Source organism: Streptomyces sp. NPDC088747 (assembly GCF_044751025.1).
Taxonomy (GTDB): domain Bacteria; phylum Actinomycetota; class Actinomycetes; order Streptomycetales; family Streptomycetaceae; genus Streptomyces.
On sequence record NZ_JBIVKZ010000005.1, the window covers coordinates 34,409 to 58,469 of the forward strand.

General features: G+C 73.8%; 21 protein-coding genes. 8 read left to right on the forward strand and 13 right to left on the reverse strand.

Going from position 1 to position 24,061, the window contains the following annotated elements; all coding sequences use genetic code 11:
• Positions 1-169: 169 nt before the first annotated feature.
• The 7 genes from ACIP79_RS13525 to ACIP79_RS13555 all read left to right on the forward strand — a co-directional run bounded on the left by ACIP79_RS13525 (position 170) and on the right by ACIP79_RS13555 (position 8,850).
• Complete coding sequence (locus ACIP79_RS13525; protein ID WP_401222792.1) at positions 170-1,276, forward strand: ADP-ribosylglycohydrolase family protein; 1,107 nt, start codon at positions 170-172, stop codon at positions 1,274-1,276.
• A gap of 572 nt (positions 1,277-1,848) precedes the next feature.
• Positions 1,849-3,321, forward strand: coding sequence for an ADP-ribosylglycohydrolase family protein (locus tag ACIP79_RS13530; RefSeq protein WP_401223406.1), 1,473 nt, complete (start codon positions 1,849-1,851; stop codon positions 3,319-3,321).
• Between the two features lie 7 nt (positions 3,322-3,328).
• Complete coding sequence (locus tag ACIP79_RS13535) at positions 3,329-4,483, forward strand: ADP-ribosylglycohydrolase family protein (RefSeq protein ID WP_401222794.1); 1,155 nt, start codon at positions 3,329-3,331, stop codon at positions 4,481-4,483.
• Positions 4,484-4,500: 17 nt separating this feature from the next.
• Positions 4,501-5,907, forward strand: coding sequence for an ADP-ribosylglycohydrolase family protein (locus tag ACIP79_RS13540; RefSeq protein WP_401222795.1), 1,407 nt, complete (start codon positions 4,501-4,503; stop codon positions 5,905-5,907).
• Positions 5,904-6,815, forward strand: coding sequence for a ribokinase (gene rbsK / locus ACIP79_RS13545; protein WP_401222796.1), 912 nt, complete (start codon positions 5,904-5,906; stop codon positions 6,813-6,815). Before ACIP79_RS13540 ends, rbsK begins: the two co-directional genes overlap by 4 nt.
• On the forward strand, positions 6,812-8,014 hold the full coding sequence (locus tag ACIP79_RS13550; protein ID WP_401222798.1) for a CaiB/BaiF CoA transferase family protein: 1,203 nt from the start codon (positions 6,812-6,814) through the stop codon (positions 8,012-8,014). Before rbsK ends, ACIP79_RS13550 begins: the two co-directional genes overlap by 4 nt.
• A complete protein-coding gene (locus ACIP79_RS13555; protein ID WP_401222800.1) occupies positions 8,011-8,850 on the forward strand; it encodes an HpcH/HpaI aldolase/citrate lyase family protein in 840 nt (279 codons plus the stop codon). Before ACIP79_RS13550 ends, ACIP79_RS13555 begins: the two co-directional genes overlap by 4 nt.
• A 91-nt stretch (positions 8,851-8,941) precedes the next feature.
• Here ACIP79_RS13555 and lgt read toward each other — a convergent pair whose 3' ends face one another.
• The 11 genes from lgt to hisI all read right to left on the reverse strand — a co-directional run bounded on the left by lgt (position 8,942) and on the right by hisI (position 18,263).
• Positions 8,942-9,994: a prolipoprotein diacylglyceryl transferase gene (gene lgt / locus ACIP79_RS13560; RefSeq protein ID WP_401222801.1), complete on the reverse strand. Its 1,053-nt coding sequence runs from the start codon at positions 9,992-9,994 to the stop codon at positions 8,942-8,944.
• Between the two features lie 119 nt (positions 9,995-10,113).
• Complete coding sequence (locus tag ACIP79_RS13565) at positions 10,114-10,890, reverse strand: DsbA family protein (protein WP_401222802.1); 777 nt, start codon at positions 10,888-10,890, stop codon at positions 10,114-10,116.
• Positions 10,891-11,007: 117 nt separating this feature from the next.
• Positions 11,008-11,823, reverse strand: coding sequence for a tryptophan synthase subunit alpha (gene trpA / locus ACIP79_RS13570; RefSeq protein ID WP_401222804.1), 816 nt, complete (start codon positions 11,821-11,823; stop codon positions 11,008-11,010).
• A complete protein-coding gene (trpB, locus tag ACIP79_RS13575) occupies positions 11,820-13,106 on the reverse strand; it encodes a tryptophan synthase subunit beta (protein ID WP_401222805.1) in 1,287 nt (428 codons plus the stop codon). Before trpB ends, trpA begins: the two co-directional genes overlap by 4 nt.
• Positions 13,107-13,404: 298 nt before the next feature.
• Positions 13,405-13,656: a tryptophan biosynthesis modulator TrpM gene (gene trpM / locus ACIP79_RS13580; RefSeq protein ID WP_401222807.1), complete on the reverse strand. Its 252-nt coding sequence runs from the start codon at positions 13,654-13,656 to the stop codon at positions 13,405-13,407.
• A 7-nt stretch (positions 13,657-13,663) separates the two neighbouring features.
• Entirely contained in the window at positions 13,664-14,473 is an 810-nt protein-coding gene (gene trpC, locus ACIP79_RS13585) for an indole-3-glycerol phosphate synthase TrpC (RefSeq protein ID WP_383687060.1), read from the reverse strand.
• 175 nt (positions 14,474-14,648) lie between these two features.
• Positions 14,649-15,104, reverse strand: a complete 456-nt coding sequence (locus ACIP79_RS13590; protein WP_401222809.1) for a DUF2752 domain-containing protein — start codon at positions 15,102-15,104, stop codon at positions 14,649-14,651.
• Positions 15,105-15,198: 94 nt separating this feature from the next.
• Positions 15,199-15,438, reverse strand: a complete 240-nt coding sequence (locus tag ACIP79_RS13595; protein ID WP_401222810.1) for an HGxxPAAW family protein — start codon at positions 15,436-15,438, stop codon at positions 15,199-15,201.
• A 197-nt stretch (positions 15,439-15,635) separates the two neighbouring features.
• A complete protein-coding gene (locus tag ACIP79_RS13600; protein WP_401222812.1) occupies positions 15,636-16,298 on the reverse strand; it encodes a TIGR02234 family membrane protein in 663 nt (220 codons plus the stop codon).
• 52 nt (positions 16,299-16,350) lie between these two features.
• Complete coding sequence (locus ACIP79_RS13605) at positions 16,351-17,838, reverse strand: anthranilate synthase component I (RefSeq protein WP_401222814.1); 1,488 nt, start codon at positions 17,836-17,838, stop codon at positions 16,351-16,353.
• An 11-nt stretch (positions 17,839-17,849) separates the two neighbouring features.
• Complete coding sequence (gene hisI, locus ACIP79_RS13610; protein ID WP_401222815.1) at positions 17,850-18,263, reverse strand: phosphoribosyl-AMP cyclohydrolase; 414 nt, start codon at positions 18,261-18,263, stop codon at positions 17,850-17,852.
• A 156-nt stretch (positions 18,264-18,419) separates the two neighbouring features.
• On the opposite strand from hisI, the gene ACIP79_RS13615 reads away from it, so the two are divergent.
• Positions 18,420-19,055, forward strand: a complete 636-nt coding sequence (locus tag ACIP79_RS13615; protein ID WP_387180502.1) for a TIGR03085 family metal-binding protein — start codon at positions 18,420-18,422, stop codon at positions 19,053-19,055.
• Between the two features lie 738 nt (positions 19,056-19,793).
• Here ACIP79_RS13615 and ACIP79_RS13620 read toward each other — a convergent pair.
• Both ACIP79_RS13620 and ACIP79_RS13625 read right to left on the reverse strand, forming a co-directional pair.
• Complete coding sequence (locus ACIP79_RS13620) at positions 19,794-21,197, reverse strand: PucR family transcriptional regulator (protein ID WP_401222817.1); 1,404 nt, start codon at positions 21,195-21,197, stop codon at positions 19,794-19,796.
• A 122-nt stretch (positions 21,198-21,319) separates the two neighbouring features.
• On the reverse strand, positions 21,320-23,686 hold the full coding sequence (locus ACIP79_RS13625) for a LuxR C-terminal-related transcriptional regulator (protein ID WP_401222819.1): 2,367 nt from the start codon (positions 23,684-23,686) through the stop codon (positions 21,320-21,322).
• Between the last annotated feature and the right edge of the window lie 375 nt (positions 23,687-24,061).

A 24,061-nucleotide genomic window follows, 5' to 3' on the forward strand; every position in this document is an offset into this window, starting at 1 on the left:
GCGACGGTGGATGCCCAGATGTCGACCGGGTGACGCTGGGGCGCGTGAGGCTCTGCCGAACCGCGGAAGTGGGACAGATCCGCAAAGGGTTCCGCGCGGGTCTCCCAGGCTCTTGCGCGTTGACTCGTCGCGAACGGCGGCGACGGAGCCCTGAGAGGAGAAGCACCGTATGGCTTCCATCGCCTGCATTCCCTCGGCCCCGGCCCCCGGCGACGCCGCCGGACTCCGCGAACGGGCGCGCGGCGCGCTGCTCGGCCTCGCCGTCGGAGACGCGCTGGGCGCGCCCGCCGAGAACATGAAACCGTCCGAGATCCGCGCGAAGTGGGGCCGGATCACGGGGTACGTCGCGGAGCACCCGGCCGGGACCGACGACACCGAGTACGCGATCTTCTCGGGTCTGCTGCTGGCGCGGCACGGCTCGGCGCTCACCGTGGCCCATGTCGAGGCGGCCTGGCACCAGTGGATCGCGGACCAGGACGAGGGCCCGTTCCGGGGCGCCGGTTTCAGTGAGCGGGGCACCCTGGAGAACCTCCGCCGCGGTCTCGCCGCGCCGATCTCCGCGCAGCACCGGCACGCGTGGAGCGACGGGCTGGCGATGCGTGCGGCGCCCTTCGGGGTCTTCGCCGCGGGCCGCCCCGCCGAGGCGGCGCGCCTGGTGGCGATCGACGGCTCGGTGAGCCACGACGGGGAGGGCATCTACGGCGGGCAGGCGGTCGCGGCGGGGGTCGCGGCGGCGATGGCGGGCGCCCCGGCCATCGCCGTCGTCGCCTCCGCGCTGGCCGTCATCCCGGAGGACTCCTGGACCGCGCGCTCCCTGCGCCGCGCGGTCGCCGTCGCCCACCGCGGCGAACGCGCGGTCCGCTCCGCGGTGGTGATCGGCGGCTACCCGTGGACCGACCTCGCCCCCGAGGCCGTCGCCCTCGCCTTCGGCGCGTACGCCGCGGCCGACGGTGACTTCACCGAGTCCGTCCTCACGGCGGTGAACATGGGCCGCGACGCGGACACCACCGCCGCGGTGGCGGGCGCCCTGGCGGGAGCGACCCGGGGCGCCTCCTCCATCCCGGCCGCCTGGGCCGCGGCGATCGGCCCCGCCGTCGGCAGCTGCCTCCCCTCCATGGAGGGCCACCACGTCCTGGACATCGCGGAACTCCTCACCCCGGGAGACGACAGCAAGTGGGCCGCGGGCGGTCTCGTACGTGACCCGATCCCGGACAGCGCCTGGCCGACCCAGGACACCTTCCCCCTGACCACCGACACCCCCGAGGTACGACGATGACCCCCGGCCTGGCCGGAGACGCCCCGACCGAAACCTCAGCCCTCTCGGCAGACGCCACGGACCCAACCCCGCCCCCCGACTCCACACCCCCGGCAAACCTCACACCCCCTCCAAGCCCCACCCCCTCCCCAAAACCCACACCTTCCGCGAACCTCGCACCCTCTACGGACCCCGTGCCCCCGGCGGACCCCGCGCCCTCCGCGGACCTCACGCCTCCGGCGGCCCCCGCACTCTCCGCGAACCCCGTATCCCTGGCGGGCCCCGTGCCTTTCGCGGACCCCGTATCCCTAGCGGGCCCCGTGCCTTTCGCGGACCCCGTATCCCTAGCGGGCCCCGTGCCTTTCGCGGACCTCGCGCCCCTGGTGGATCCCGCGATCTCCGCGGACCCCGTGCCCCTGGCGGACCCCTCACCCTCCCCGGAACCCACACCTTTCGCGAACCTCGCACCTTTCGCGAACTTCGCACCCTCTACGGACCTCACACCCCCGGCAGACCCCGCAATCTCCGCAGACCTCACGCCCCCGGCGGGCCCCGTGCCTTTCGCGGACCTCACACCCCCGGCAGACCCCGCAATCTCCACGGACCCCACACCCCCGGCGACCCCCGCACCCTCCGCAAACCCCACACCCCCGGCGGACCCCGTACCTTCCGCGGACCTCGCGCCCGTGTCGGACCCCGCGATCTCCGCGGACCCCACGCCCCCGGCAGATCTCACGCCCTCCACGGAACCCGCGCCCCCGGCGGACCCCGTACGCCCGGCGACCCCCGCGCCTCCCACCCACCCCGCAAGCGCCGCCCCCCCGACAAGCGCCACCCCACCCCAAGCCCCCGATGCAGCCCTCTCGACAGAGACCGCCGGTCACCCGGCGAGCGTCGTCATCGGGCCGGCTTCCGTCCCCGGCGCGAGGGAGGACGCCGCCTCCTCGGGGCGGCCCCGCCGGATCGAGGGGCTGCTTCTCGGGCTCGCGGCGGGGGACGCCGCGGGATGGCCCGCCGCGCGGCATCGGGCCGCGCGGATGCCCGAGTGGACGCGGCGGCTGACGCGGGAGCTGGACACCTTCGCGGAGCAGAACGCGACGACGACGCTGCCGGTGCCGATCGCGCTGAACCAGCCGCCGGAGCCGTTGCGGCTCGGCCCGTCGGACGACGCGGAGTGGGCGGCCTTCGCGGCGGAGGCGGTCCTGCGGGCGGGGGACGCGACCGCGCTCGGGGACCTGAGCCGGGAGCGGCGGTTGCGCGCGTCCATCGACCTGTCGTGGAACGCGATCGCCAGCGAGGTCGCCGCCGCGGCCGACCGCGCCCCCGAGGTCGAGTCGGCCCTCCTCCCCCTCCGCGCCCGGATCTCCGTACGGGCCGGCCTCGGCAACCTCGCCACCGGCCTGCGCCCGCCCGCGACGGGCCACGACAACCCCCACTACTTCGACGACGCGGCCTGCGTACGGGCCTGCGTGCTCGCCGTGGCCCACCCGGGCGACCCCCGGCTCGCCGCCGAGCTGGCCGAGTTCGACGCCCGCTACACCCAGGACGCCGACGGCGTGCACGGCGCTCGCGCGATGGCCGCCGCCGTCGCGCTCGCCCTCGCCGGAGCCGACGTCGACGCCTGCGCGGACGCCGCCCTCGCCGAACTCCCCGAGTCGACGGAGATCGGCCGCAACGCCCGGCACGCCCTGAAACTGGCCCGCGCCAGCGAGAGCACCTTCGCCCTGGTCCCGCTCCTTGAACACCAGATCGTCGATCACGTGTACAGCTACGGCATCGCGGCGGCGGAGACCGTCCCCGTCGCCCTCGCCCTCGCCACCGCCGCGCACGGCCGGATCGCCGAGGCGGTGCCGGCCGCCGCCTGTCTGTCCCGGGTGGCCGACTCGGCCCCCGCCCTCGCGGGCGCCCTCACCGGCGCCCTCGGCGGCGGCGCCGCGATCCCGGCCTCCTGGCGCGACGCCTGCCGCACCCTCTCCGGCTGCGTCCTGCCCCGCCTGACCGGCACCGATCTGATCGGACTCGCCGATCTTCTCGAAGCTACGGAACTGACCACCCCAGAGGGATGATTCGGGCATGACGCCCAAAGGAGCAGCAAGTCTGGAAGAGCGGATCACCGGAAGCCTCGTCGGGGCCGCCGTGGGTGACGCCCTCGGCGGCCCCGTCGAGGGCTACACCCCCGCGCAGATCGTGGAACGCCACGGCGGCCGGGTGCACGGCATCGTCGGCCCCTGGAACGGCGACGCCTGGCGCACGGCCCGCCCCATCGCCCCGTACCACAAGGGCGATGGACACGTCACCGACGACACCTTGATGACCCACGCGCTGGTACGCGTGTACGCCACCGTCCGCGACCACCTCGACGCGTACGCCGTAGCCGAGCACCTGGTCCCCGACCTCATGGGCACCCAGCGCTGGATCCCCGAGCTGGAGGCCGAGGCGCTCCCCCTGCAACGGATCTTCCTCGCGGAGAAGTGGCTGGTCGCCCGCCTCCACTACGGCCACATCGACCCCCGTGAGGCGGGCAACGGCAACATCGTCAACTGCGGTGCCGCGATGTACATGGCCCCGGTCGGCCTGGTCAACGCCGCCAACCCGGCGAGGGCGTACGCCGAGGCGCTCGACCTCGCGGGCGCCCACCAGTCCTCGTACGGCCGCGAGGCCGCCGGGGTGTTCGCGGCGGCGGTGGCGGCGGCCTGCGTACCGGGTGCGACGCCGGACTCGGTCGTCGCCGCCTGCCTGGAGCTGGCGAAGGACGGCACGCGCGCCGCCATCGAGGCCGTCTGCGAGGTCGCCGCCCGCCACACCAACTTCGAGTCGGCGCTCGAACCGCTCCGTGAGGCGGTGGCCCCGTACGACACGGTGGGCCCCGACTACCGGTCCCCCTCCCTCGGCGCCCGGCGTCCCTCCCGGCTGCACTCCATCGAGGAACTCCCCATCGCCCTGGGCATGTTGGTCATCGCGAAGGGCAACTACTCGCACGCGGTCCTCGGCTCCGTGAACTACGGCCGCGACTGCGACTCCATCGCCACCATGTCCGGCGCCGTCGCCGGCGCCCTCGGCTCGGAGATCCCCCGTGACTGGGCCAAGACGGTCGCCGAGTCGAGCCGCCTGGACCTCGACGCTCCCGCGAGGTCGCTCACGGAGGTGACTCGGGAGATCTTCGAGCGGGACGTACGGCGCGGGCGCGCTCACGAGGCGGCGTTCGCCGAACTGGCGGGCTCCCGGTGACGGGCGCCGGGAGACCGGTGCCGCCGCCGGCCCTGCGTCTGACCTGGGTCCAGCCCGAGGACCTCGTCGGTCACGAACTAGCCCAGGCGGCCCAGGACGGCCGCGACGCGTCGGAGATCGCGGCCCGCTGGCACGCGGCGGGCGGTACGCGGGCCCCGTCCCGCGCGGGCGCGTCCCCGTCACCGGCCGCACCGGGCCTGCGTGCACTGGCGGACGACCTGCTGGACGAACTCGCGGACCTGCCGGGCGAGTTGGCACACGCCGAACCCACGGACCTGGCCGAGATCAAGTCCCTTTGCCCGGACTGGCCCGCGCCCGCCGCGGTCCGGACGTCCGCCCCGAGCGGGACGTCCGCCCCGAGCCGGGCCGGCCTGGAAGCCGCCTGGCTGGGCCGGGCCGCGGGCTGCCTCCTGGGCAAACCGGTGGAGAAGCTCCCCCTGCGAGGGATTCGGGACCTCGCGCGCGCCACCGGCAACTGGCCGCTGCGCACCTGGTTCACGGCCCGGGGCGTCCCACCGGAGCTGGCGGCGGCGTACCCCTGGAACAGGCGCTCCGCCCCCACCTCCCTCGCCGAGAACATCGACGGCATGCCGGAGGACGACGACCTCAACTACCCGCTCCTGAACCTCCTGTTGCTCCAGCGGTACGGCAGGGACTTCACCACCGCGGACGTCGCCAGGCTCTGGCTGGACGAACTCCCCGCGGGCCGCACGTTCACCGCGGAACGCGTCGCCTACCGCAACCTCCTCAGCGGGATCGAACCCCCGGAGACGGCCAGCCGGCGCAACCCGTTCCGCGAATGGATCGGCGCCCTGATCCGCGCGGACGTGCACGGCTGGACCAACCCGGGCGACCCGGCCGCCGCCGCGGAACAGGCCCACCGGGACGCCGTCCTCACCCACACCGCGAACGGCGTCCACGCGGCGATGTTCACGGCCGCCGCCATCGCCGAGGCGGCCACCGGAACGAGCGACGTCCACGCCTGTCTCCGCACCGGACTCACCGTCGTACCGCCCGCCTCCCGTCTGGCCGGAGCGGTCCGGCACGCGATCGGGCTCGCCCGCGCCACCGCCGACTTCGACACCGTCGTGGACGAACTCCACGCCACCCACAGCGCCTACCACTGGGTCCACGCCATCCCCAACACCGCCCTGATCGCCGCGGCCCTCACCCACGCCGACGGCGACTTCTCCGGCTCCATCTGCCGTGCGGTGTCCGGCGGTTGGGACACGGACTCGAACGGCGCGACGGCCGGAAGCGTCGCGGGCCTGCTCGCGGGAGACCCCGCCGCGCTTCCCGACCACTGGACCAGCCCGCTCAAGAACCGTCTGGCCACGTCGATCGCCGACTTCGACGGCACCGGATTCGACCAACTCGCCCGAACGACCCACCTGCTCACCCGCCGGGAGGCACCCCGCCCATGACCCATATCGCCGTGCTCGGCAGCACGAACATGGACCTCGTCGCGTACGTCACGAAGGCGCCGCAGCGCGGGGAGACCGTGACGGGACGGGAGTTCCGGACGATCTCCGGCGGCAAGGGCGCCAACCAGGCGGTGGCCGCGGTGCACGCGGGCGCCGACGTCTCGCTGATCGGCGCGGTGGGCGTCGACGCCTTCGGCAGCCAACTCCGCTCCACGCTGGAGCACTCGGGCGTGAACACCGACCATCTGCGCACCACCGAGGGCCCGTCCGGCACCGCGCACATCGTCGTCGACGACGAGGGCGGCAACGCGATCGTCGTCATCCCCGGCGCCAACGGCACCGTCACCGCCCTCGCCCCCGGCGACGAGGGCCTGATCGCCACCGCCGACGCGCTCCTGCTCCAGTTGGAGATCCCGCCGTCCGCGGTCCTCGCCGGCGCCGAGGCCGCGCGCAGCCACGGCGTACGCACCCTCCTGACCCCCTCGCCCGTCCAGGAGTTGCCGGCCCAACTCCTGCCCATGATCGACCTGTTGGTGCCCAACGAGCACGAGGCCGCGGCGCTCACCGGCGCCACCGAGCCCCACGAGGCGGCCGCCGCGCTGCTCGACCAGGTCCCGGAGGTCGTCATCACCCTGGGAGCGGCGGGCTGTCTCTACGCGGCCCGGGGCGCCGAGCCCCTGATCGTGCCCGCGCCCAAGGTGACCGCGGTGGACTCGACCGGCGCGGGCGACACCTTCGTCGGCACCCTCGCCGTGGCGCTCGCGGAGGGCCGGGAGATGCCGGAGGCCCTCGTCTGGGCGTCGGCGGCGGCGTCGCTGTCGGTGCAGCGGATCGGGGCGTCGTCCTCGATGCCCTACCGTTCCGAGATCGAGGCCCAGGCCTCCCGGCACCCGCGGTCCGCCTCATGACCGGGAGCCCGGGGCAGGCGCCCCTCACCGGCCTGCGCGTCCTCGACCTCGCCACCCTGTTCGCCGGCCCGCTCGCGGCGACCATGCTCGGCGACTTCGGCGCGGAGGTCATCAAGATCGAGCACCCGGCCAAGCCCGACCCGTCACGGGGTCACGGCCCCTCGAAGGACGGCGTCGGCCTCTGGTGGAAGCTCCTGGGCCGCAACAAGCGCACCATCACTCTCAACCTGTCGAAGCCCGGCGGCCGCGAGACCCTGCTCCGCCTCGCCGCCACCGCCGACGTGGTCATCGAGAACTTCCGCCCCGGCACGCTGGAGAAGTGGGACCTCGGCTGGGAGGAGCTCTCTGCGGCGAACCCCCGTCTCGTGCTCGCCCGGGTCACCGGCTTCGGCCAGTTCGGCCCGTACGCGCACCGCCCCGGCTTCGGCACGCTCGCGGAGGCGATGAGCGGTTTCGCCGCGATCACCGGCGAGCCGGACGCCCCGCCGGTCCTGCCGCCCTTCGGCCTGGCCGACTCGATCGCGGGCCTGGCGACGGCGTACGCCGTGATGACGGCGCTGACCGCCCGCGAGCGCACCGGCGAGGGCCAGGTCGTCGACATGGCGATCATCGAACCGATCCTGACCGTCCTCGGCCCGCAGCCGCTCTGGTACGACCAGTTGGGCCATGTCCAGCCCCGCACCGGCAACCGCTCCGCGAACAACGCGCCCCGCAACACCTACCGGACGGCGGACGGTTCCTGGGTCGCGGTCTCCACCTCTGCCCAGTCGATCGCGGAACGCCTGATGCGGCTGGTCGGCCGCCCGGAACTCATCGACGAGCCGTGGTTCGCCACCGGCGCGGACCGCGCGCGGCACGCCGACGTCCTGGACGAGGCGGTCGGCGCGTGGATCGCGTGCCGCACCCGCGCGGAGGTCCTGGAGGCCTTCGAGAAGGCGGAGGCGGCGGTCGCTCCGATCCAGGACGTACGGGACGTGATGACGGACCCGCAGTACCAGGCACTGGGCACCCTCACCACCGTCGACGACCCCGAACTGGGCCCCCTGCGCATGCAGAACGTCCTCTTCCGGCTCTCCGCGACCCCCGGCGCGATCCACTGGGCGGGTCGCCCGCACGGCGCCGACACCGACACGGTCCTCACCGAACTCGGCCTGACGGAACCGGAGATCGGCGCTCTCAGATCGGAGGGCGCCCTGTGACCGCCCCGCCCTTCCCCCTCACCTGGCTGTACGTCCCCGGCGACCGCCCGGAGACCGTCGCCAAGGCGCTGGTGTCCGGCGCCGACGTCGTCCTCGTCGACCTGGAGGACGCGGTGGCCCCCGACCGCAAGGAGTACGCCCGCGCGGCCACCGCGGAACTGCTCTGCGAACCACCGCCGGTCCCGGTCCACGTCCGCGTGAACGCCCTGGACGGCCCCTACGCGGAAGCCGACCTCAAGACCCTCTCCCCCCTGCCCGGCCTGTCGGGACTCCGCCTGCCCAAGGTGACCTCACCCGCCGAGGTCGTACGGGTCGCGGAGGCCGCGCCCTCCTCCGACGGCGGCGCGATCCCGCTGTACGCCCTGCTGGAAACGGCCCTCGGCGTGGAACAGGCCTTCGCCGTCGCCACCTCCCACCGGGCCCTGCGCGGCATCGCTCTCGGCGAGGCGGACCTACGGGCCGACCTGGGCGTACGAGGGGACGCGGGCCTCGACTGGTCCCGCGCCCGGGTGGTCGTGGCCGCCCGCGCCGCCGGTCTCGCCCCGCCCGTCCAGTCCGTCCACCCCGACGTCCGGGACCTCGACGGCCTCGCCGCCTCCTGCACGCACGGCCGTGACCTGGGCTTCCTCGGCCGCACCGCCATCCACCCCCGCCAGCTCCCGGTGATCGAGCGGGCCTATCTCCCGGCGCCGGAGGAGATCGAGAGGGCCGAGGCCGTCCTCAAGGCAGCAGCAGCCGATCCGGGCGCCCAGGCCCTCCCCGACGGCACCTTCGTGGACGCGGCGGTGGTGGCCGGCGCCCACCGCACCCTGGCCCTGGCCCGCCACCGACGCTGAGCCCGCCGGAGCCCGCGGGCCGCACACGAGGAAGGGCGCCGAATCCCGGATTCGGCGCCCTTCCCGGTCGTACCGTCGTACAGAAAACCCGTCAGCCCTTCTTGGCCGACTCCGCCTCGTCCGCCGGGACCTTCTCGGACTCCGAGGGCTCCGAGGGCTCCGAGGAATCCGCAGGCTTCTCGGGGTCGGCGTCGGTGCCGGTGCCGGTGCCGGTGCCGGAATCGCCGTCGGCGCCGGAATCCGCCGCCTCCGTCTCGGCCGCCGACTCCGCGGACTCGCCCTTCTCCAGGTCGACCGCGTCCGCCGCGTCACCCTCGCCCTCACTCTCGGCGAGGGGCTCCACGACCTCCTCGCGCCCCGGCCGCATCCGGGCCGACAGCACGAGGTAGACCACCGCGAGGACGAACACCACGATCGCGGTCCAGTTGTTCAGACGCAGGCCCAGGATGTGGTGGGCGTCGTCCACCCGCAGGTACTCGATCCAGAAGCGGCCGACGCAGTACGCCGCGACGTACAGGGCGAACGCCCGTCCGTGCCCGAGCTTGAAGCGGCGGTCGGCCCAGATGACCAGGAAGCCCACACCGACGCACCACAGGGACTCGTACAGGAATGTCGGGTGGTACGTGCCAGGCACCCGCCCGTCGGTCGCTGAGGTGATCTTCAGCGCCCAGGGCAGATCCGTCGCCTTGCCGTACAGCTCCTGGTTGAACCAGTTGCCCCAGCGCCCGATGGCCTGGGCGAAGACGATGCCGGGGGCGAGGGCGTCCGCCCAGGCGGGCAGCGGGATGCCGCGCCGGCGGCAGCCGATCCACGCACCCACCGCACCGATGGCGATCGCGCCCCAGATTCCGAGCCCGCCCTCCCAGATCTTGAAGGCGTCCACCCAGTCGCGGCCCTCGCTGAAGTACAGCTCGTAGTCCGTGATCACGTGGTAGAGCCGGCCGCCGACCAGGCCGAACGGCACGGCCCAGACGGCGATGTCGGCCACCGTGCCGGGCCGCCCACCGCGGGCGATCCAGCGCTTGTTGCCGAGCCAGACGGCTACGAAGACGCCGATGATGATGCAGAACGCGTAGCCGCGCAGCGGAATGGGGCCGAGATGCAGCACACCCTGCGACGGACTGGGAATGTAGGCAAGTTCCATGGCAGGGTCGACGCTACCGTGCCGGACGCGGCCCACGGCGGGCAGCCCGGCAACGGCTCCATAACGGGACGCGCCCCCGGCCTGCGAGAAGCCGGGGGCGCCCGCGCCGCGAAAAGGGCTCAGCCCTTGTTCGCCGTCTCCACCATCTGCTTCAGCTTCGCCGGGGTCATCGACTGGTCCGCGTAGATGTTCGTGCCGCCGAGCAGCACGGTCGGTGTGCCGTTGAAGCCGCTGGTGCCGAAGGCGGCGTTCGACTTCGCGACCCAGCTGTCGTGCGTGCCGTCGTTGACGCACTTCTGGAACGCGGCGGTGTCCAGGCCGTCGACCTTGCCCGCCAGCTCGATCAGCTTGCCGTTGTCGGCGAAGGCGTCGTCGGTCTCCTCGGGCTGGTTGTCGTACAGCACGTCGTGGTACGCCGTGAACTTTCCGGCGTCCTGGGCGCAGGCGGCGGCGTTGGCGGCCTTGCGGGAGCCGCTGCCTCCCATGTTCCCGTCGATGATCGTGACGAGGTGGTACTGGACCTTCAGCTGTCCGGCCTCCACCAGCTCGTGGATCGTCGAGCGGTAGGCGCTCTCGAAGGACTTGCACGCCGGGCAGCGGAAGTCCTCCCACACCGTGAGGTTGGACTTGGCGCCGTCCTTCCCGACGGGGATGGCGAGGCTGTCCTTGCCGGTCGCGCCCGAGGGCGTCACGACCGGGCCCGCCGCGTCGCTCTTCTTGTCCTTGCCGGAGTTGGCGGCGACCACGCCCACCACCGCGGCCAGGCCAAGGACACAGACCACCGACGCCCCCACGATCAGCGCGCGCCGGCGCTTCTCCGCGATCTTCTGCTTCTCTCGCTCCACTGCCAGCCGCTCGCGGGCATTGCGCTTTCCGTCACGGTTCTTCTCGCTCACATCCGGCAGAACGAACCGGGGAGGCGCAGCGCGCCTCCCCGGTCCCAGGTCCACCCGTTCGAGTGAGTGGATTATCCGTGAGTGGATTATCCCCTTCGTACATATAGGCGCCGTCTGTTACCGCGCTCCGCGCACACCCTTGGCGAGGTCGGTGGCGAGCTCGCGCACGGCGTCGAGGCCCGCCCGCTCGTCGGGCGCGTCCAGCATCCGCTTCACGAAGGCGGATCCCACGATCACCCCGTCGGCGAAGCCGGCCACCTCCGCGGCCTGTTCGGCGTTGGAGACGCCGAGGCCGACGCAGACGGGCAGTGCGGTGGTGGCCTTGGTGCGTGCCACCAGGTCCTGCGCCTGTGCGCCCACCGACGCCCGGGTGCCCGTGACGCCCATCAGCGAGGCGGCGTACACGAAGCCGGAGCCGGCCGCGGTGATCTCGGCGAGCCGCTGGTCCTTGCTGCTGGGCGCCACGACGAAGACGGTCGCGAGCCCGTGCTTCTCCGCGTGCTCCCTCCACAGCCCCGACTCCTGCACCGGCAGGTCGGGCAGGATGCAGCCGGCGCCGCCCGCCTCGGCCAGTTCGGCGGTGAAGCGCTCGACGCCGTAGCGGTCGATCGGGTTCCAGTACGTCATCACGAGCACCGGTTTGCCGGTGGCCTCGTACGCCTCCCGGACCGTCCGCATCACGTCGGCGATCTTGACTCCGCCGCGCAGGGCGATGTCGTCGGCGGTCTGGATGACGGGGCCGTCCAGGACGGGGTCGCTGTGCGGGAGTCCGACCTCGACGATGTCGGCGCCCCCGTCGAAGACGGCCTTGACGGCGTCGATCCCGCCGTCGACGGTGGGGAACCCGGCGGGCAGGTACGCGATGAGCGCGGACCGTCCCTCCGCCCTGGCGCCGGCGAGCGTGTCGCCCAACAGCTGGATGTTGCCGCTCACTTGGCGTCCCCCTCGATCTCGGCGTGCTGGGCCTCGGCGTCCGCGGCGACGGACGCGTCGGTGTCGTACAGGCCGAAGTAGCGGGCGGCCGTGTCCATGTCCTTGTCGCCGCGGCCGGACAGGTTGATGAGGATCAGCCCGTCCTTGCCCAGCTCCTTGCCGACCTCCAGGGCGCCGGCCAGCGCGTGGGCGCTCTCGATCGCCGGGATGATGCCCTCGGTGCGGGAGAGCAGGCGCAGGGCCTGCATCGCCGCGTCGTCGGTGACCGCGCGGTACTCGCCGCGGCCGCTGTCCTTGAGGTAGGAGTGCTCGGGGCCGATGCCGGGATAGTCGAGTCCGGCCGAGATGGAGTACGGCTCGGTGATCTGCCCCTCCTCGTCCTGGAGGACGTAGGACCGCGAGCCGTGCAGGATGCCGGGTTCACCGGCGGTCAGGGTCGCGGCGTGCTCCCCGGTCTCCACTCCGTGCCCGCCGGGCTCGCAGCCGACCAGGCGTACGCCGGTGTCGGGGATGAAGGCGTGGAAGAGCCCGATGGCGTTGGAGCCGCCGCCGACGCAGGCGACGGCGGCGTCGGGGAGGCGTCCCGCGCGCTCCAGGATCTGCCGCCGCGCCTCGACGCCGATGACCCGGTGGAAGTCGCGGACCATCGCGGGGAAGGGGTGCGGTCCGGCCACGGTCCCGAAGAGGTAGTGGGTGTGGTCGACGTTCGCCACCCAGTCGCGGAACGCCTCGTTGATGGCGTCCTTGAGGGTCCGGCTGCCGGACTTCACGGCGATGACCTCGGCGCCCAGCATGCGCATCCGGGCGACGTTGAGTGCCTGCCGCTGGGTGTCGATCTCGCCCATGTAGATGGTGCATTCGAGGCCGAACAGCGCGCAGGCGGTAGCGGTGGCGACGCCGTGCTGGCCCGCCCCGGTCTCCGCGATGACGCGCGTCTTGCCCATCCGCCGGGTGAGCAGGGCCTGCCCGAGGACGTTGTTGATCTTGTGGGATCCGGTGTGGTTGAGGTCCTCCCGCTTGAGGAACACCCGCGCCCCGCCCGCGTGTTCGGCGAAGCGCGGCACCTCGGTCAGCGCGCTGGGCCGGCCGGTGTAGTGGACGAGCAGATCGTCGAGCTCACGGGCGAACTCGGGATCCGACTTCGCCTTGTCGTACTCGACGGCGACCTCGTCCACGGCTGCGACCAGCGCCTCTGGGATGAACTTGCCGCCGTACGCGCCGAAGTACCCCTCGGCGCTGGGAACTTGACCCTCGGGGTCGGGAATGAAGAACTCGCTGGGCATGCGGCTACCTCGCAGGGGCGTCGGCCCCGGTCACGGGTCGGTCAGGGGTTCACGTTATCGACGACGTACGCACGCGTGCCCCGGCGACGGGCCCCACGGGGGGACCACTCTCACCGGACCGATCGATCCGCCCGGGGCGGTTCTGTCCGCCGCGACGGCGAGAAGCCCGACGGCGGTGATCGGCGGTGCCGAACCGGGCTTCCACCACGACGGGCGAAGCCCGAACCGGACGGCGAAGCCGGAGTTCCCTCAGGTCGGCCCACCCTGAGACCTCAGGGTGCGACCGCCCGGAACGGCGTCAGCGTGCGCGCGAGAGACGCCATCGCATGCCGTTGACCTGACCGGGCTCGTCTCCGATGACATAACGCACCCGCCGTCCGTGAACGCGACGAGCGGGCGCCCGACAGCCACGCGGGCGGCAGCCTCGGGCGAGACGGGCATAGGCGTCCCGGGCGGCCGAGGCAGAGCGCGCCTCGGCCGACCCCACACACACCGGACCGCCCTCGGGGCGCGAGCCCGGACGGTGGATGGCGTAGGACGGGACGGGCACCGGTGGGTCAGCCCCGTCCGTGGCGCAGGGCGGGGTGGGCGCCCGCGGCGACCAGGTCGGAGACGGCGGTCCTGGGGTCGCGGCCGGTGACGAGCGACTCGCCCACCAGGACCGCGTCTGCGCCGGCGTTGGCGTAGGCGATGAGGTCGTGCGGACCGCGGACGCCGGACTCGGCGATCTTGACCACGCCTGCCGGGATCTCGGGGGCGACGCGCTCGAAGGTGGAGCGGTCCACCTTGAGGTCCTTGAGGTTGCGCGCGTTGACACCGATGACCTTCGCGCCGGCGTCCACCGCCCGCTCGGCCTCGTCCTCGTCGTGCACCTCGACGAGCGGGGTGAGCCCGATGGACTCGGCGCGCTCGATGAGGGACTCCAGGGCGGGCTGGTCGAGGGCGGCCACGATCAGCAGCGCGAGGTCGGCGCCGTACGCGCGTGCCTCCCACAGCTGGTACGACGTGACGATGAAGTCCTTGCGCAGTACGGGGATGTCGACCTTGGCCCGAACGGCCTCCAGGTCGGCCAGCGAACCGCCGAAGCGGCGCTGCTCGGTGAGGACCGAGATGACGGCCGCGCCACCGGCCTCGTAGTCCGCGGCGAGTCCGGCCGGGTCGGCGATCGCGGCGAGCGCGCCCTTGGAGGGGCTGGAGCGCTTGACCTCGCAGATGACCTTGACGCCGTCACCGCGCAGGGCGGCGACGCCGTCCTTGGCGGCCGGGGCCTTCGCCGCGCGTTCCTTGAGCTCGTCGAGGCTGACGAGCGCCTGCCGTTCCGCGAGGTCGGCCCGGACTCCGTCGATGATCTCGTCGAGCACACTCACGCGAGCGGCCCCCTTCCCTGCGGTGAAGAGTTGAAGCGGTTGAGCGGCTGACCCGGGTTCACCGCCTCGGACGGTTCGGACGTGTCAGACGCGTCACTGCGATGGTATCCGGAGGAGGGCGTAGACCTCGCATCCGGTTGACGCCGGTCCCACTACCTGGACCTTTGCCATTTGATCAAGGGTGCAGCCAGCCACCGAAGGGCAGGTTCCGGACAACCGTGAAGACCAGGGCCAATATGCCGATGGTCCACAGGTGGACTCGTCCCAGTTCGATCCGTGCCGGACGGCCGCGCGCCGCCCGGACCACCCAGACGGTCCACACCACCGCGAACCCCAGGAACGCCACGACGGCGAGCGCGTTGTCCGTGAGCGCCGCGACGAGGTCGCCATGCACGAAGGCGTGCGCGCTCCGCAGACCGCCGCAGCCGGGGCAGTACACGCCGGTGAGCCGCAGCAGCGGGCAGACGGGGTAGTGGCCGGGCTGGTTGGGATCGACGGTCCCGACGTAGGCGAAGGCGCCGACGACGGCCGCGAGCACTCCGCCGGGCACGGCGACCCGGCGCAGCACGGCGGCGGCTCCGGACTCCGCGCGCTGTGTCACCCTCTGGGATTCGGCGTTCACCCCACGCATTGTGCCCCTCCCCCGCCCGCAACGCCCGTACGCGCGGGAGGCGGCCCCGGCGAACGCGCCGGAACCGCCTCCCACAAGCTCTACGGGACCGCTGTCAGCTCTCGGCGCCCACGGTCTCGCCGGCCGGGTGCCCGGACTTGGTCTTGGCCTTGCCCAGGCCCGCCGCCTGCATGACCATTCCGACGACACCGCCGAGGGCCACGATGACCAGACCGGCCCAGAAGCCCAGCGGGTCGGCCAGCACCGTGAAGGCACCGGAGACGCAGAAACCGATGAAGGCGATGATGACACCGGTCCAGGCGGCCGGGGTGTGACCGTGGCTGCTGCCCGCCATGACTTGCTCCTCGTTGCTGTGGATGTGCTGCGTACGTGTGGTGAGTCGGAGGCTCTACGGCCATTGTCCCGTACTCACGGGCGTGCTGTGAGCGGGGGGGCACACCTCGCGCGTCGAGTCCCTCGCGCGTCGGTTCCTTCGGGTGGTGACGCGGGCCCCGGGACCTCAGGCCCTCGGGGAAGCGGTCTCCGCGGTGCTCAGGTCCCCGCCGGGTCCGGCCCGGTCGGGTCCTCGCCGCGGTCGAGCGCCTTCCAGATGTCCTCCGGGCGGTCCGGGTCGACCGGCTTGGCCTTGCGCGGCCGGGGCGTCCCGTCGCGCTCGTAGCGGCCCGACATCGTGGGCCACGACCGGCCGTAGCGCAGCGCCAGCAGCCCCGCGAGGAGGATGAGGACGCCGCCCGCGGCGGCCGCGTAGGGCCAGGCGGTGTGGCTGAGCGCGGCGGCGGAGGCGGCGGTGTCGCCGGAGGCCGCCGCCGCCTTCTCGTCGAGGGCCGAGCTGTCGCCGGCGCCGAGCACGGCCGCGACGATGATGCCCACGCCGACGAGGGCGAGCAGCGCGGAGACGAGGAAGCGTCCGGAGCGGCGGACCGCGAAGACGGCGACGAGCGCGGCGAGGCCGACTATCGCGAGCGCCGCGGGCACGCCCGTGACGTCGCTGCCCGAGGCGGTCAGCGGGAAGTCGCCGCCGGCCACCGAGGCGGTGCCCGACGCCCAGTTCTGCCGGGTCGCCAGCAGTGCCAGAGCCGCGCCGAGGGCGCCGCTGAGCAGGGCGACGGCGAGGCTGCGGCGGCCGGACCGGGTGGGTTCGGCGGCTTCGGCGGCTTCGGATCGGGGGTGCGGAACAGCAGTCACGTACTCCACTATCGCCTGAACCCCGGGCGATACGTCACCCGGGGTTCACGTGAGTCTTGTCCTATTGCCCGAGCCGGTTGGCCGTGTGCACGGCGCGGAGCACCGCCGCCGCCTTGTTGCGGCACTCGTTGTCCTCGGCGACCGGGTCGGAGTCGGCGACCACGCCCGCCCCTGCCTGTACGTAGGCGGTGCCGTCCCGCAGCAGTGCCGTACGGATGGCGATGGCGGTGTCGGAGTCGCCCGCGAAGTCGAGATAGCCGACGCAGCCGCCGTACAGCCCCCTTCTGGAGGGCTCCAGCTCGTCGATGATCTGCATCGCGCGCGGCTTGGGCGCGCCGGACAGGGTGCCCGCGGGAAAGCAGGCGGTCAGGACGTCGAAGGCGGTACGTCCCGCCGCGACCCGGCCGGTCACCGTCGAGACGATGTGCATCACGTGGGAGTACCGCTCGATGGACATGAAGTCGACGACCTCGACGGAGCCCGGTTCGCAGACCCGCCCCAGGTCGTTGCGCCCCAGGTCGACGAGCATGAGGTGCTCGGCACGCTCCTTGGGGTCGGCGATCAGCTCGTCGGCGAGGGCCTGGTCCTCCTGGACGGTGGCGCCGCGCGGCCGGGTGCCGGCGATGGGATGCGCCATCGCGTGTCCGTCCTCGACCTTGACCAGGGCTTCCGGGGACGAGCCGACGACGTCGAACCCGTCGAAGCGGAAGAGGTACATGTACGGGGAGGGGTTGGTCGCCCTCAGCACGCGGTACACGTCCAACGCGCTTGCCGTGCACGGCGTTTCGAAGCGCTGGGAGGGGACGACCTGGAAGGCCTCCCCGGCGCGGATGCGCTCCTTGATGTCCTCGACCGCGTCCTGGTAGTCCGGGCCGCCCCAGAGCGCGGTGTACTCGGGCAGTTCGGAGGGGGGAAGCGCGGCGGGCGGCTGGGAGACCGCGCGCGAGAGGTCCGCCTCCATGGCGTCCAGGCGGGCGACGGCGTCGGCGTAGGCCTCGTCGACGCCCGTGTCGAGGTCGTTGTGGTTGATCGCGTTGGCGATGAGCTGGACCGAGCCGTCCCAGTGGTCCATGACCGCCAGGTCGCTGGTGAGCAGCATGGTCAGCTCGGGGAGCTTGAGGTCGTCCTGCTCGCCGGGCCCGATCTTCTCCAGGCGGCGCACGATGTCGTACCCCAGATAGCCGACCATGCCGCCGGTGAAGGGGGGCAGGCCCTCGCCGTGCGGGGTGTGCAGGGCCTCGATGGTGGCGCGCAGCGCGGCGAGCGGGTCGCCGTCGAGGGGGACGCCGACGGGCGGGGTGCCGAGCCAGTGGGCCTGCCCGTCCCGCTCGGTGAGCGTGGCGGCCGAGCGGACGCCCACGAAGGAGTAGCGCGACCACGCGAGCGCCGTACGGCCGGTCTCGGCCGATTCCAGGAGGAAGGTGCCGGGGCGTTCCGCGGCCAGTTTGCGGTAGAGCGCGACCGGCGTGTCGCCGTCCGCGAGGAGCTTGCGGCTGACGGGGATCACACGGCGGTCGGTGGCCAGCTTGCGGAACGTCTCGAGGTCCATGGCGGCTGACCTTACTGATCCCGTGCGGGTACGCCTGAATCGGCGCCCTCGGGGTGTACGCCGAGCAGCACGTCGGCGTCGAAGCAGGTGCGGGCGCCGGTGTGACACGCCGCCCCCACCTGGTCGACCTTCACGAGGACCGTGTCGGCGTCGCAGTCCAGGGCGACGGACTTCACGTGCTGGAAGTGGCCGGAGGTGTCGCCCTTGACCCAGTACTCACGGCGGCTGCGCGACCAGTACGTACAGCGGCCCGTGGTGAGCGTGCGGTGCAGCGCCTCCTCGTCCATCCAGCCGAGCATCAGCACCTCACCGGTGTCGTACTGCTGGGCGATGGCGGGGAGGAGTCCGTCGGCGCCGCGCTTGAGGCGGGCGGCGAGGGCGGGGTCCAGGCTGTGGGGCCTGCTGGGCGGGGGCGTACTGGTCATGCGGTCCATTGTGCCGCGCCGGTGGGGAGCGCCCGGCGGTTGTCCACAGGCCGGACCGGGTGGGGCCCGCCGGTTGTCCACAGGGGAGCGGACTCCTGGGCACTTCTGGCCGATGTCCACTGGGCGGACCGGTGGGGCGGTCGTAGGCTTGGTGGCATGTCGACCCATGCCAAGCGTGAACGACTTCTCCTCGCCGACCTGTTGGAGGCCGAGGGACCGGACGCCCCCACCCTGTGCGAGGGCTGGAACACCCGTGATCTCGCCGCGCACGTGGTGGTGCGCGAGCGCCGCGCCGACGCCGCGGGCGGGACGTGGATCAAACAGCTCGCGCCCCGTCTGGAGCGGGTGATGTCGGAGTTCGCCGAGAAGCCGTACGAGGAGCTGATCCAGCTCATTCGTACGGGCCCGCCGCGCTTCTCCCCGTTCAACCTGAAGCAGATCGACGAGGCGGCGAACACCGTCGAGTTCTACGTCCACACCGAGGACGTACGCCGTGCCCGGCCCGGCTGGACGCCTCGCGTGCTGGACCCGGTGTTCCAGGACGCCCTGTGGTCCCGTCTGGAGCGCACGGCCCGCCTGTCGGGGCGGAGCGCGCCGACCGGCCTGGTGCTGCGGCGGCCGGACGGGCAGACGGCGGTCGCGCACAAGGGGGCGCCGGTCGTGACGGTGACCGGCGAGCCCTCGGAGCTGCTGATGTTCGTGTTCGGCCGGCAGGACGCGGCCGATGTCGCGCTGGAGGGCGACAAGGACGCGATCGCCAAGCTGCACGAGTCGAAGCAGCTCGGGATCTGACTCAAGACGGGCCCGGTGCCCCACCAGCCGATCGCGGCGGCGGTCAGCGGCATGCTCAGCGGGGCGAGGCCGAGGCTGACGATGCCGGACACGGAGCTGACCCGGCCGAGGTGGGCGGGGTCCGCCTGGGTCTGGAGCAGCGCGGCGCACAGGGCTCCGCCGAGTCCGGCCGACGGCCCTGTGAGCAGGGCGACCCCGGCTGCCGCGGTGGCCGTGGGGACAAGGGCGAGGGCGCCGATCGTCGGCGTCGGCGTCGGCTTCCGCGTGGCGTCGGCTTCCGCGTGGCGGACCGCGCCGAGGCGGCGGCCGGGGAGCTCGGGCACGGCGTCGAGAGCGCGACGACAACGCCGGGTGCGCCCGCCGCACGCGACGACAACGCCGAGTGCGCCCGCCGCGGTGACACTGTCCGGCAGGATCGCCACCGGCGCCACCCGCCCCGCCCGCGGCAGCCGGCCCCGCAGGGTCAGCGGCATCACGGCGGCCCCCTTCGCCTCCACGCACGTCGTCAGAGCCCTCCCCGGCCGCCACGGCACCCGTGGCACCCGTGGCACCCCCGTGTCCCCTGCCCCGCCGTCGCCCCAGGCCCCTTCCCCGACCGGCGGATCCGCCATCCGCACGGAGTCGAGGAGCCGCAAGGACGCGGCGATCAGCAGGCCCGGGGCGGCGAAGGTCGTTGCCGCGCGGCCGAGGGCGGCTGCGCGACTCTTCTGCCACATGACGGGACGAAGGGGGACGCGGTTACAGGTCCAGCAGCGAGTGGGCGGTCAGGGCGAGGGACAGTTCCACCACGTCGGCGGGCCGGGTCAGCGAGCGGCCGGTGAGCTGCTCGCAGCGGCGGAGCCGGTTCAGGACCGTGTTGCGGTGGCAGTAGAGCTCCCCGGCGGCCCGCTGGGCGGACCCGTCGCAGGCGAGCCAGGCCGTCAGCGTGTCCAGCATGATGTCCCGGTCGGCCGGGTCCAGCCGCAGCAGCGGCCCGAGCACCCGCTCGGCGAGCGCCGCCCCGAGCACCGGAGCGGAGACGACGAGCGCGGCGGGCAGATGCTCCTCCAGTACGACGGTGCCCCCGGACCGCGGACAGGCCCGCAGCGCCGTGTCCGCCAGGCGGCGGGCGTCGCCGATCGCCGCGAGCCCGTCCACCACCGGGCTCACCCCGACCCGGGCCACGGACGGGGCGGTCAGCCGGCGGGCGATCTCCCCGGCGTCCATCTCGAACCCGTACGTCCGGTGGCGCTCCCCCTCGCGGCCGTCCGGCTCGGGACCGACGCCGGCCCCGGCATCGGCTCCGGCATCGACGAGCCCGCTCTCGTGGCCGTGCCCGGCCTCGTCCCCGTCGTGGGGGTGACCGCCGAGCAGGACGATGCCGTAGCTCCCGCCGCTGTCCCGGTCGGCGTCGCGGTACCAGAGGACCCGCAGGCCGGAGAGGTGCACCTGGCTCCGCGCGTCCGTGAACGCCTGCCCGACGGGCAGCCGGGCCAGCACGACCGCGTACCGGCCCCGTTCGGGCAGACCGAGGGCGGCGGCGGTGGCGGGCAGGTCGGCGATGCGCGCGGTGCCGTCGAGCAGCGCGGCCGTCATCAGCCGCAGCCGGTTCTCCCGGCGCCACATCAGCTCGCGCTCGGTCTGCCGGTAGGCGTCGGCGACGACGGTGCAGTGGTCGTCGACGAAGTTCCACACGTCGGCGGCCACATGGATGAGCAGACGCGCGTCGGAGGGGTGGCGCCGGGTCGTCTCGTCGACGAGCCCCTGCCAGACCATGCCGCCGCCCAGCCGGAAGGCACGCAGCAACGCGTCGAGCGGCAGTCCGCGTTCGGCCCGTGCCCTGCCGATGGCCCAGGAGCAGCGATGGGCCGCCTCCCGCAGTTCACCGGGGCGGATGAGGGATCCGATGTTGAGCCGCAACGAGCGCTGCACCTCGTCGCGCACGCTGTCGGCGTCGGCCTCCATGGCCGCGCGGTACGCCGGTTCGCGCTCCCGCAGCAGGACCATCAGCCGCTCGGTGAGTTCGGGCAGCCCCGCCATCAGCGCCCGGGCGGCGCGGTGCAGAACCGAGAGGGCCTCCGCGTCGACGGCCGAACGGGCGGCCGGCACCAGGGGCCGTGGTCCGGGCAGGGTCCGGACATGGGCGGGTACGAGTTGCTGCATCGCTGTCCTCCACAGGAGTCGGCTCAGTCCGGCCCGCCCGGTCGGCCGACGCGCGGACGCGCGGCACTCAGGGCACTCCGGACCTCCTGATCCCGCAGGATGACATACCGCCCAGTCGGTACCTAGGGGTGTGCGTCGGTCTTCTCCGCCCGGTCCACCCAGCGGGACAGCTCGACCCGGGAACGGACCCCGAGCGCGGCGAAGACATTGCGCAGGTGGTGGTCCACGGTGCGGGTGCTCACCGACAGGCGCAGCGCCACCTCGCGGTTGGTCGCTCCCTCCGCCACACAGCGGGCGATTCGCAGCTGCTGGGGGGTCAGAAGCCGGAGCGGGCCTGTCGGTTCAGCCGCTCCGCCGTCCCCGGAGGCCCGCAGCTCGGCCCTCGCCTGGGTGGCCCAGCCGAGCGCGCCGCCACGCTCGAAGGAGACCAGCGCGTCCCGCAGTCTGCCGCGGGCCTCGACCGGTCTGCGCTGCCGCCGCAGCCAGGATCCGTAGAGGAGTTGGGTGCGGCCTCGTTCGAAGTCCCCGTCCGCGTCGTCGTGACGGGCGAGTGCGGCGGCGAACAGTGCCTCGCAGTCCTCGGGGCCGCTCAGCAGCGCCCGGCAGCGGGCCAGTTGGGCGGGAGCCTGCGGATCGGCGCCCTGCCCGGCCCAGTGGGCGAACTCCGCCACCGCCGACCGCGCTTCCGCCGCCCGGCCGGTACGGGCCGCCGCCTCCACGAAGCACGGAACGGCGAGCATCCGTACCGCGAAGTGCCCCTGACGCGGGCCCGCACCGACCAGCGGGCCGAGCCGGGCCGCCGCCTCGGGGAGCCTGCCCCGGGCGAGATCGGCGCGGGCCCGTGCCCACTGGGACAGCGTGGCGGCCTGCGCGAGGCCGTGCGGCGCGGCGACCCGTTCGGCGGCGGTCGCGTGCTCCTCGACGGCCTCCGAGGACCCCTCGACGGACGCGACCAGGGCGAGGATCGCGTGGTGGTGGGCGGCGAGGTTGTCCTGCCCGGCGCCGAGGGCGGTGCGCAGGCCGTCCTCGGCGTGGGCGCGGGCACGGGCGTGCCGGCCGACGCGCAGTTCCCCGTAGGCCAGGCGTTCCAGTGCCTGGGCGACGAGGACGTACGGGCCTCGGGCCCTGGCGACCGCGAGCGCACGGCAGTTGGCCCGGTCGGCGGCGGCCAGGTCACCGGCGACGAGGGCGGCGGCGCCGGCCCGCAGGAGGACGTCCGGGCCGTCGGGGACGCCTTCAGCCGCCGCCCCGGCCACCACCTCCCGCAACAGGTCTCGTCCGCTGTCCAGGCGGCCGTGCATCACCGCGGACATCCCCGCCCGGTAGGCCGCGAGCCGTGCGTCGGGTTCCGGCTGTTCGGGCTGTTCCCGCTGTTCCCGCTGTCCCGGCTGCTCCGATCGCTGCGGCTGATCCGATTGCTGCGGCTGCTTCGACTGCTGCGGCTGCGGCTGCTCCGGCGTGTGGTCCAGCGCGTCCAGGTACGCCGCCGCGTCGCCCATCGCCCAGGCCGCGTCCAGGGCTGCGAGCCGTGCGGCCAGCGCACGCGGGGGATCGGCCGGACCCAGCAACTCGGCGGCCAGGAGCAGCGCTTCGCGGGCGTCGGCGACCGGGCCGTCCTGGAGCGCGAGCTGCCCGCTCACCAGCTGGGCCGCTCCGCGCACGGCGTCGGGCGCACCCTCGCACCACGCGGGCGCGAGCAACTCCCGCGCGCGGTGCGGCAGTCCCGCCAGTCTGGCCTGATCGGCGGCGTTGATCAGGCGGACGGCGCGCTGCCCCTCGTCGGCGGCGAGTTCGGCGGACCGCGCCCATGCCGCCGAACGCTCCGCGGGGGTCGGTCCGTCCCCCCGCGTCGACGCGGCGGCGGCGAGTGCGTCGCCGATGTCGGGCGCGGGAGCCGTGGCCGCCGAGGCCCGGTGGAACAGTACGGGCAGCGCGCTGGGGCCACCGGTGTGGGCGTCGGCCAGCAGCCGGTGGGCGGCGCGCCTCCGAGCGCGCGGGGCGTTCTCGTAGAGGGTGCCGGCCAGGTACGCGTCGACGATCCCGATCCGGCCTCCGTCGAGCCGGAGTCGACCCGCGGCCTCGGCGGCGTCGAGTGCGCCCGGGTCGACCCCGCCCGCCTCGGCCGCCCTCAGCACCACCGCGGCATCCGCCCCGGCGCCCCTCGCGTCCCGCTCCCGCTCGACCGCGACCAACAGCGCCAGGTCGACGACGGCTCCGTCCGGCTCCGCTTCCGGTCCCGGCCGACCACTCCTGTGATCAGCCGACTCGGCCGACTCAGCCGACTCGGCGGCGGACGGCGTACGGGCCGAATGTCCACCCGCGCCGGGCGAGCGCCCACCAGCACGGGGCGAAGGCCTCCCCGGCAGGCCGGACTCCGCTTCCCCCGCGGCCCGTGGCCCCGGTACGCCCGTGGCCTCGGCCGCGTCGGGAGCGTCGGCCTCGGTCACGCCGGGAGCACCGGCGCCGGTCACGCCGAGGTCGTCCGCCACGCCGAAGTCGTATACGGGGCTCCCCCCGTCACGGTCCCCCCGTGGCTCCGGACACTTCGGCGTCCTCAGCCGCCCGCCCGGACTCCCCTGCCCCGCCGGGTCGGTTCCGGGGTGCGCCGCGGGCCCGGCCGAGGCGGGCGTCGGGGCTGCGGAAGCCGGGGCGGGGAGGGTTTGCGGCGCGCGTCCGGGGGAGGGTGGCCGAGCGGGCGCGCGGCTCCGGCCCTGCTCGGTGGTCACCCCCCTGGAGGGCGCCGGTAATGCGCTCCGGGTCACCGTCCGGAGTGGACTTCGCGCAGTCGCGTTTCCCGTCACGACCGTTACGTTACTTCCGCGTAAACGAAGGCGGAAGCCCCGCCTTCGCCTGCTCCCGCACGC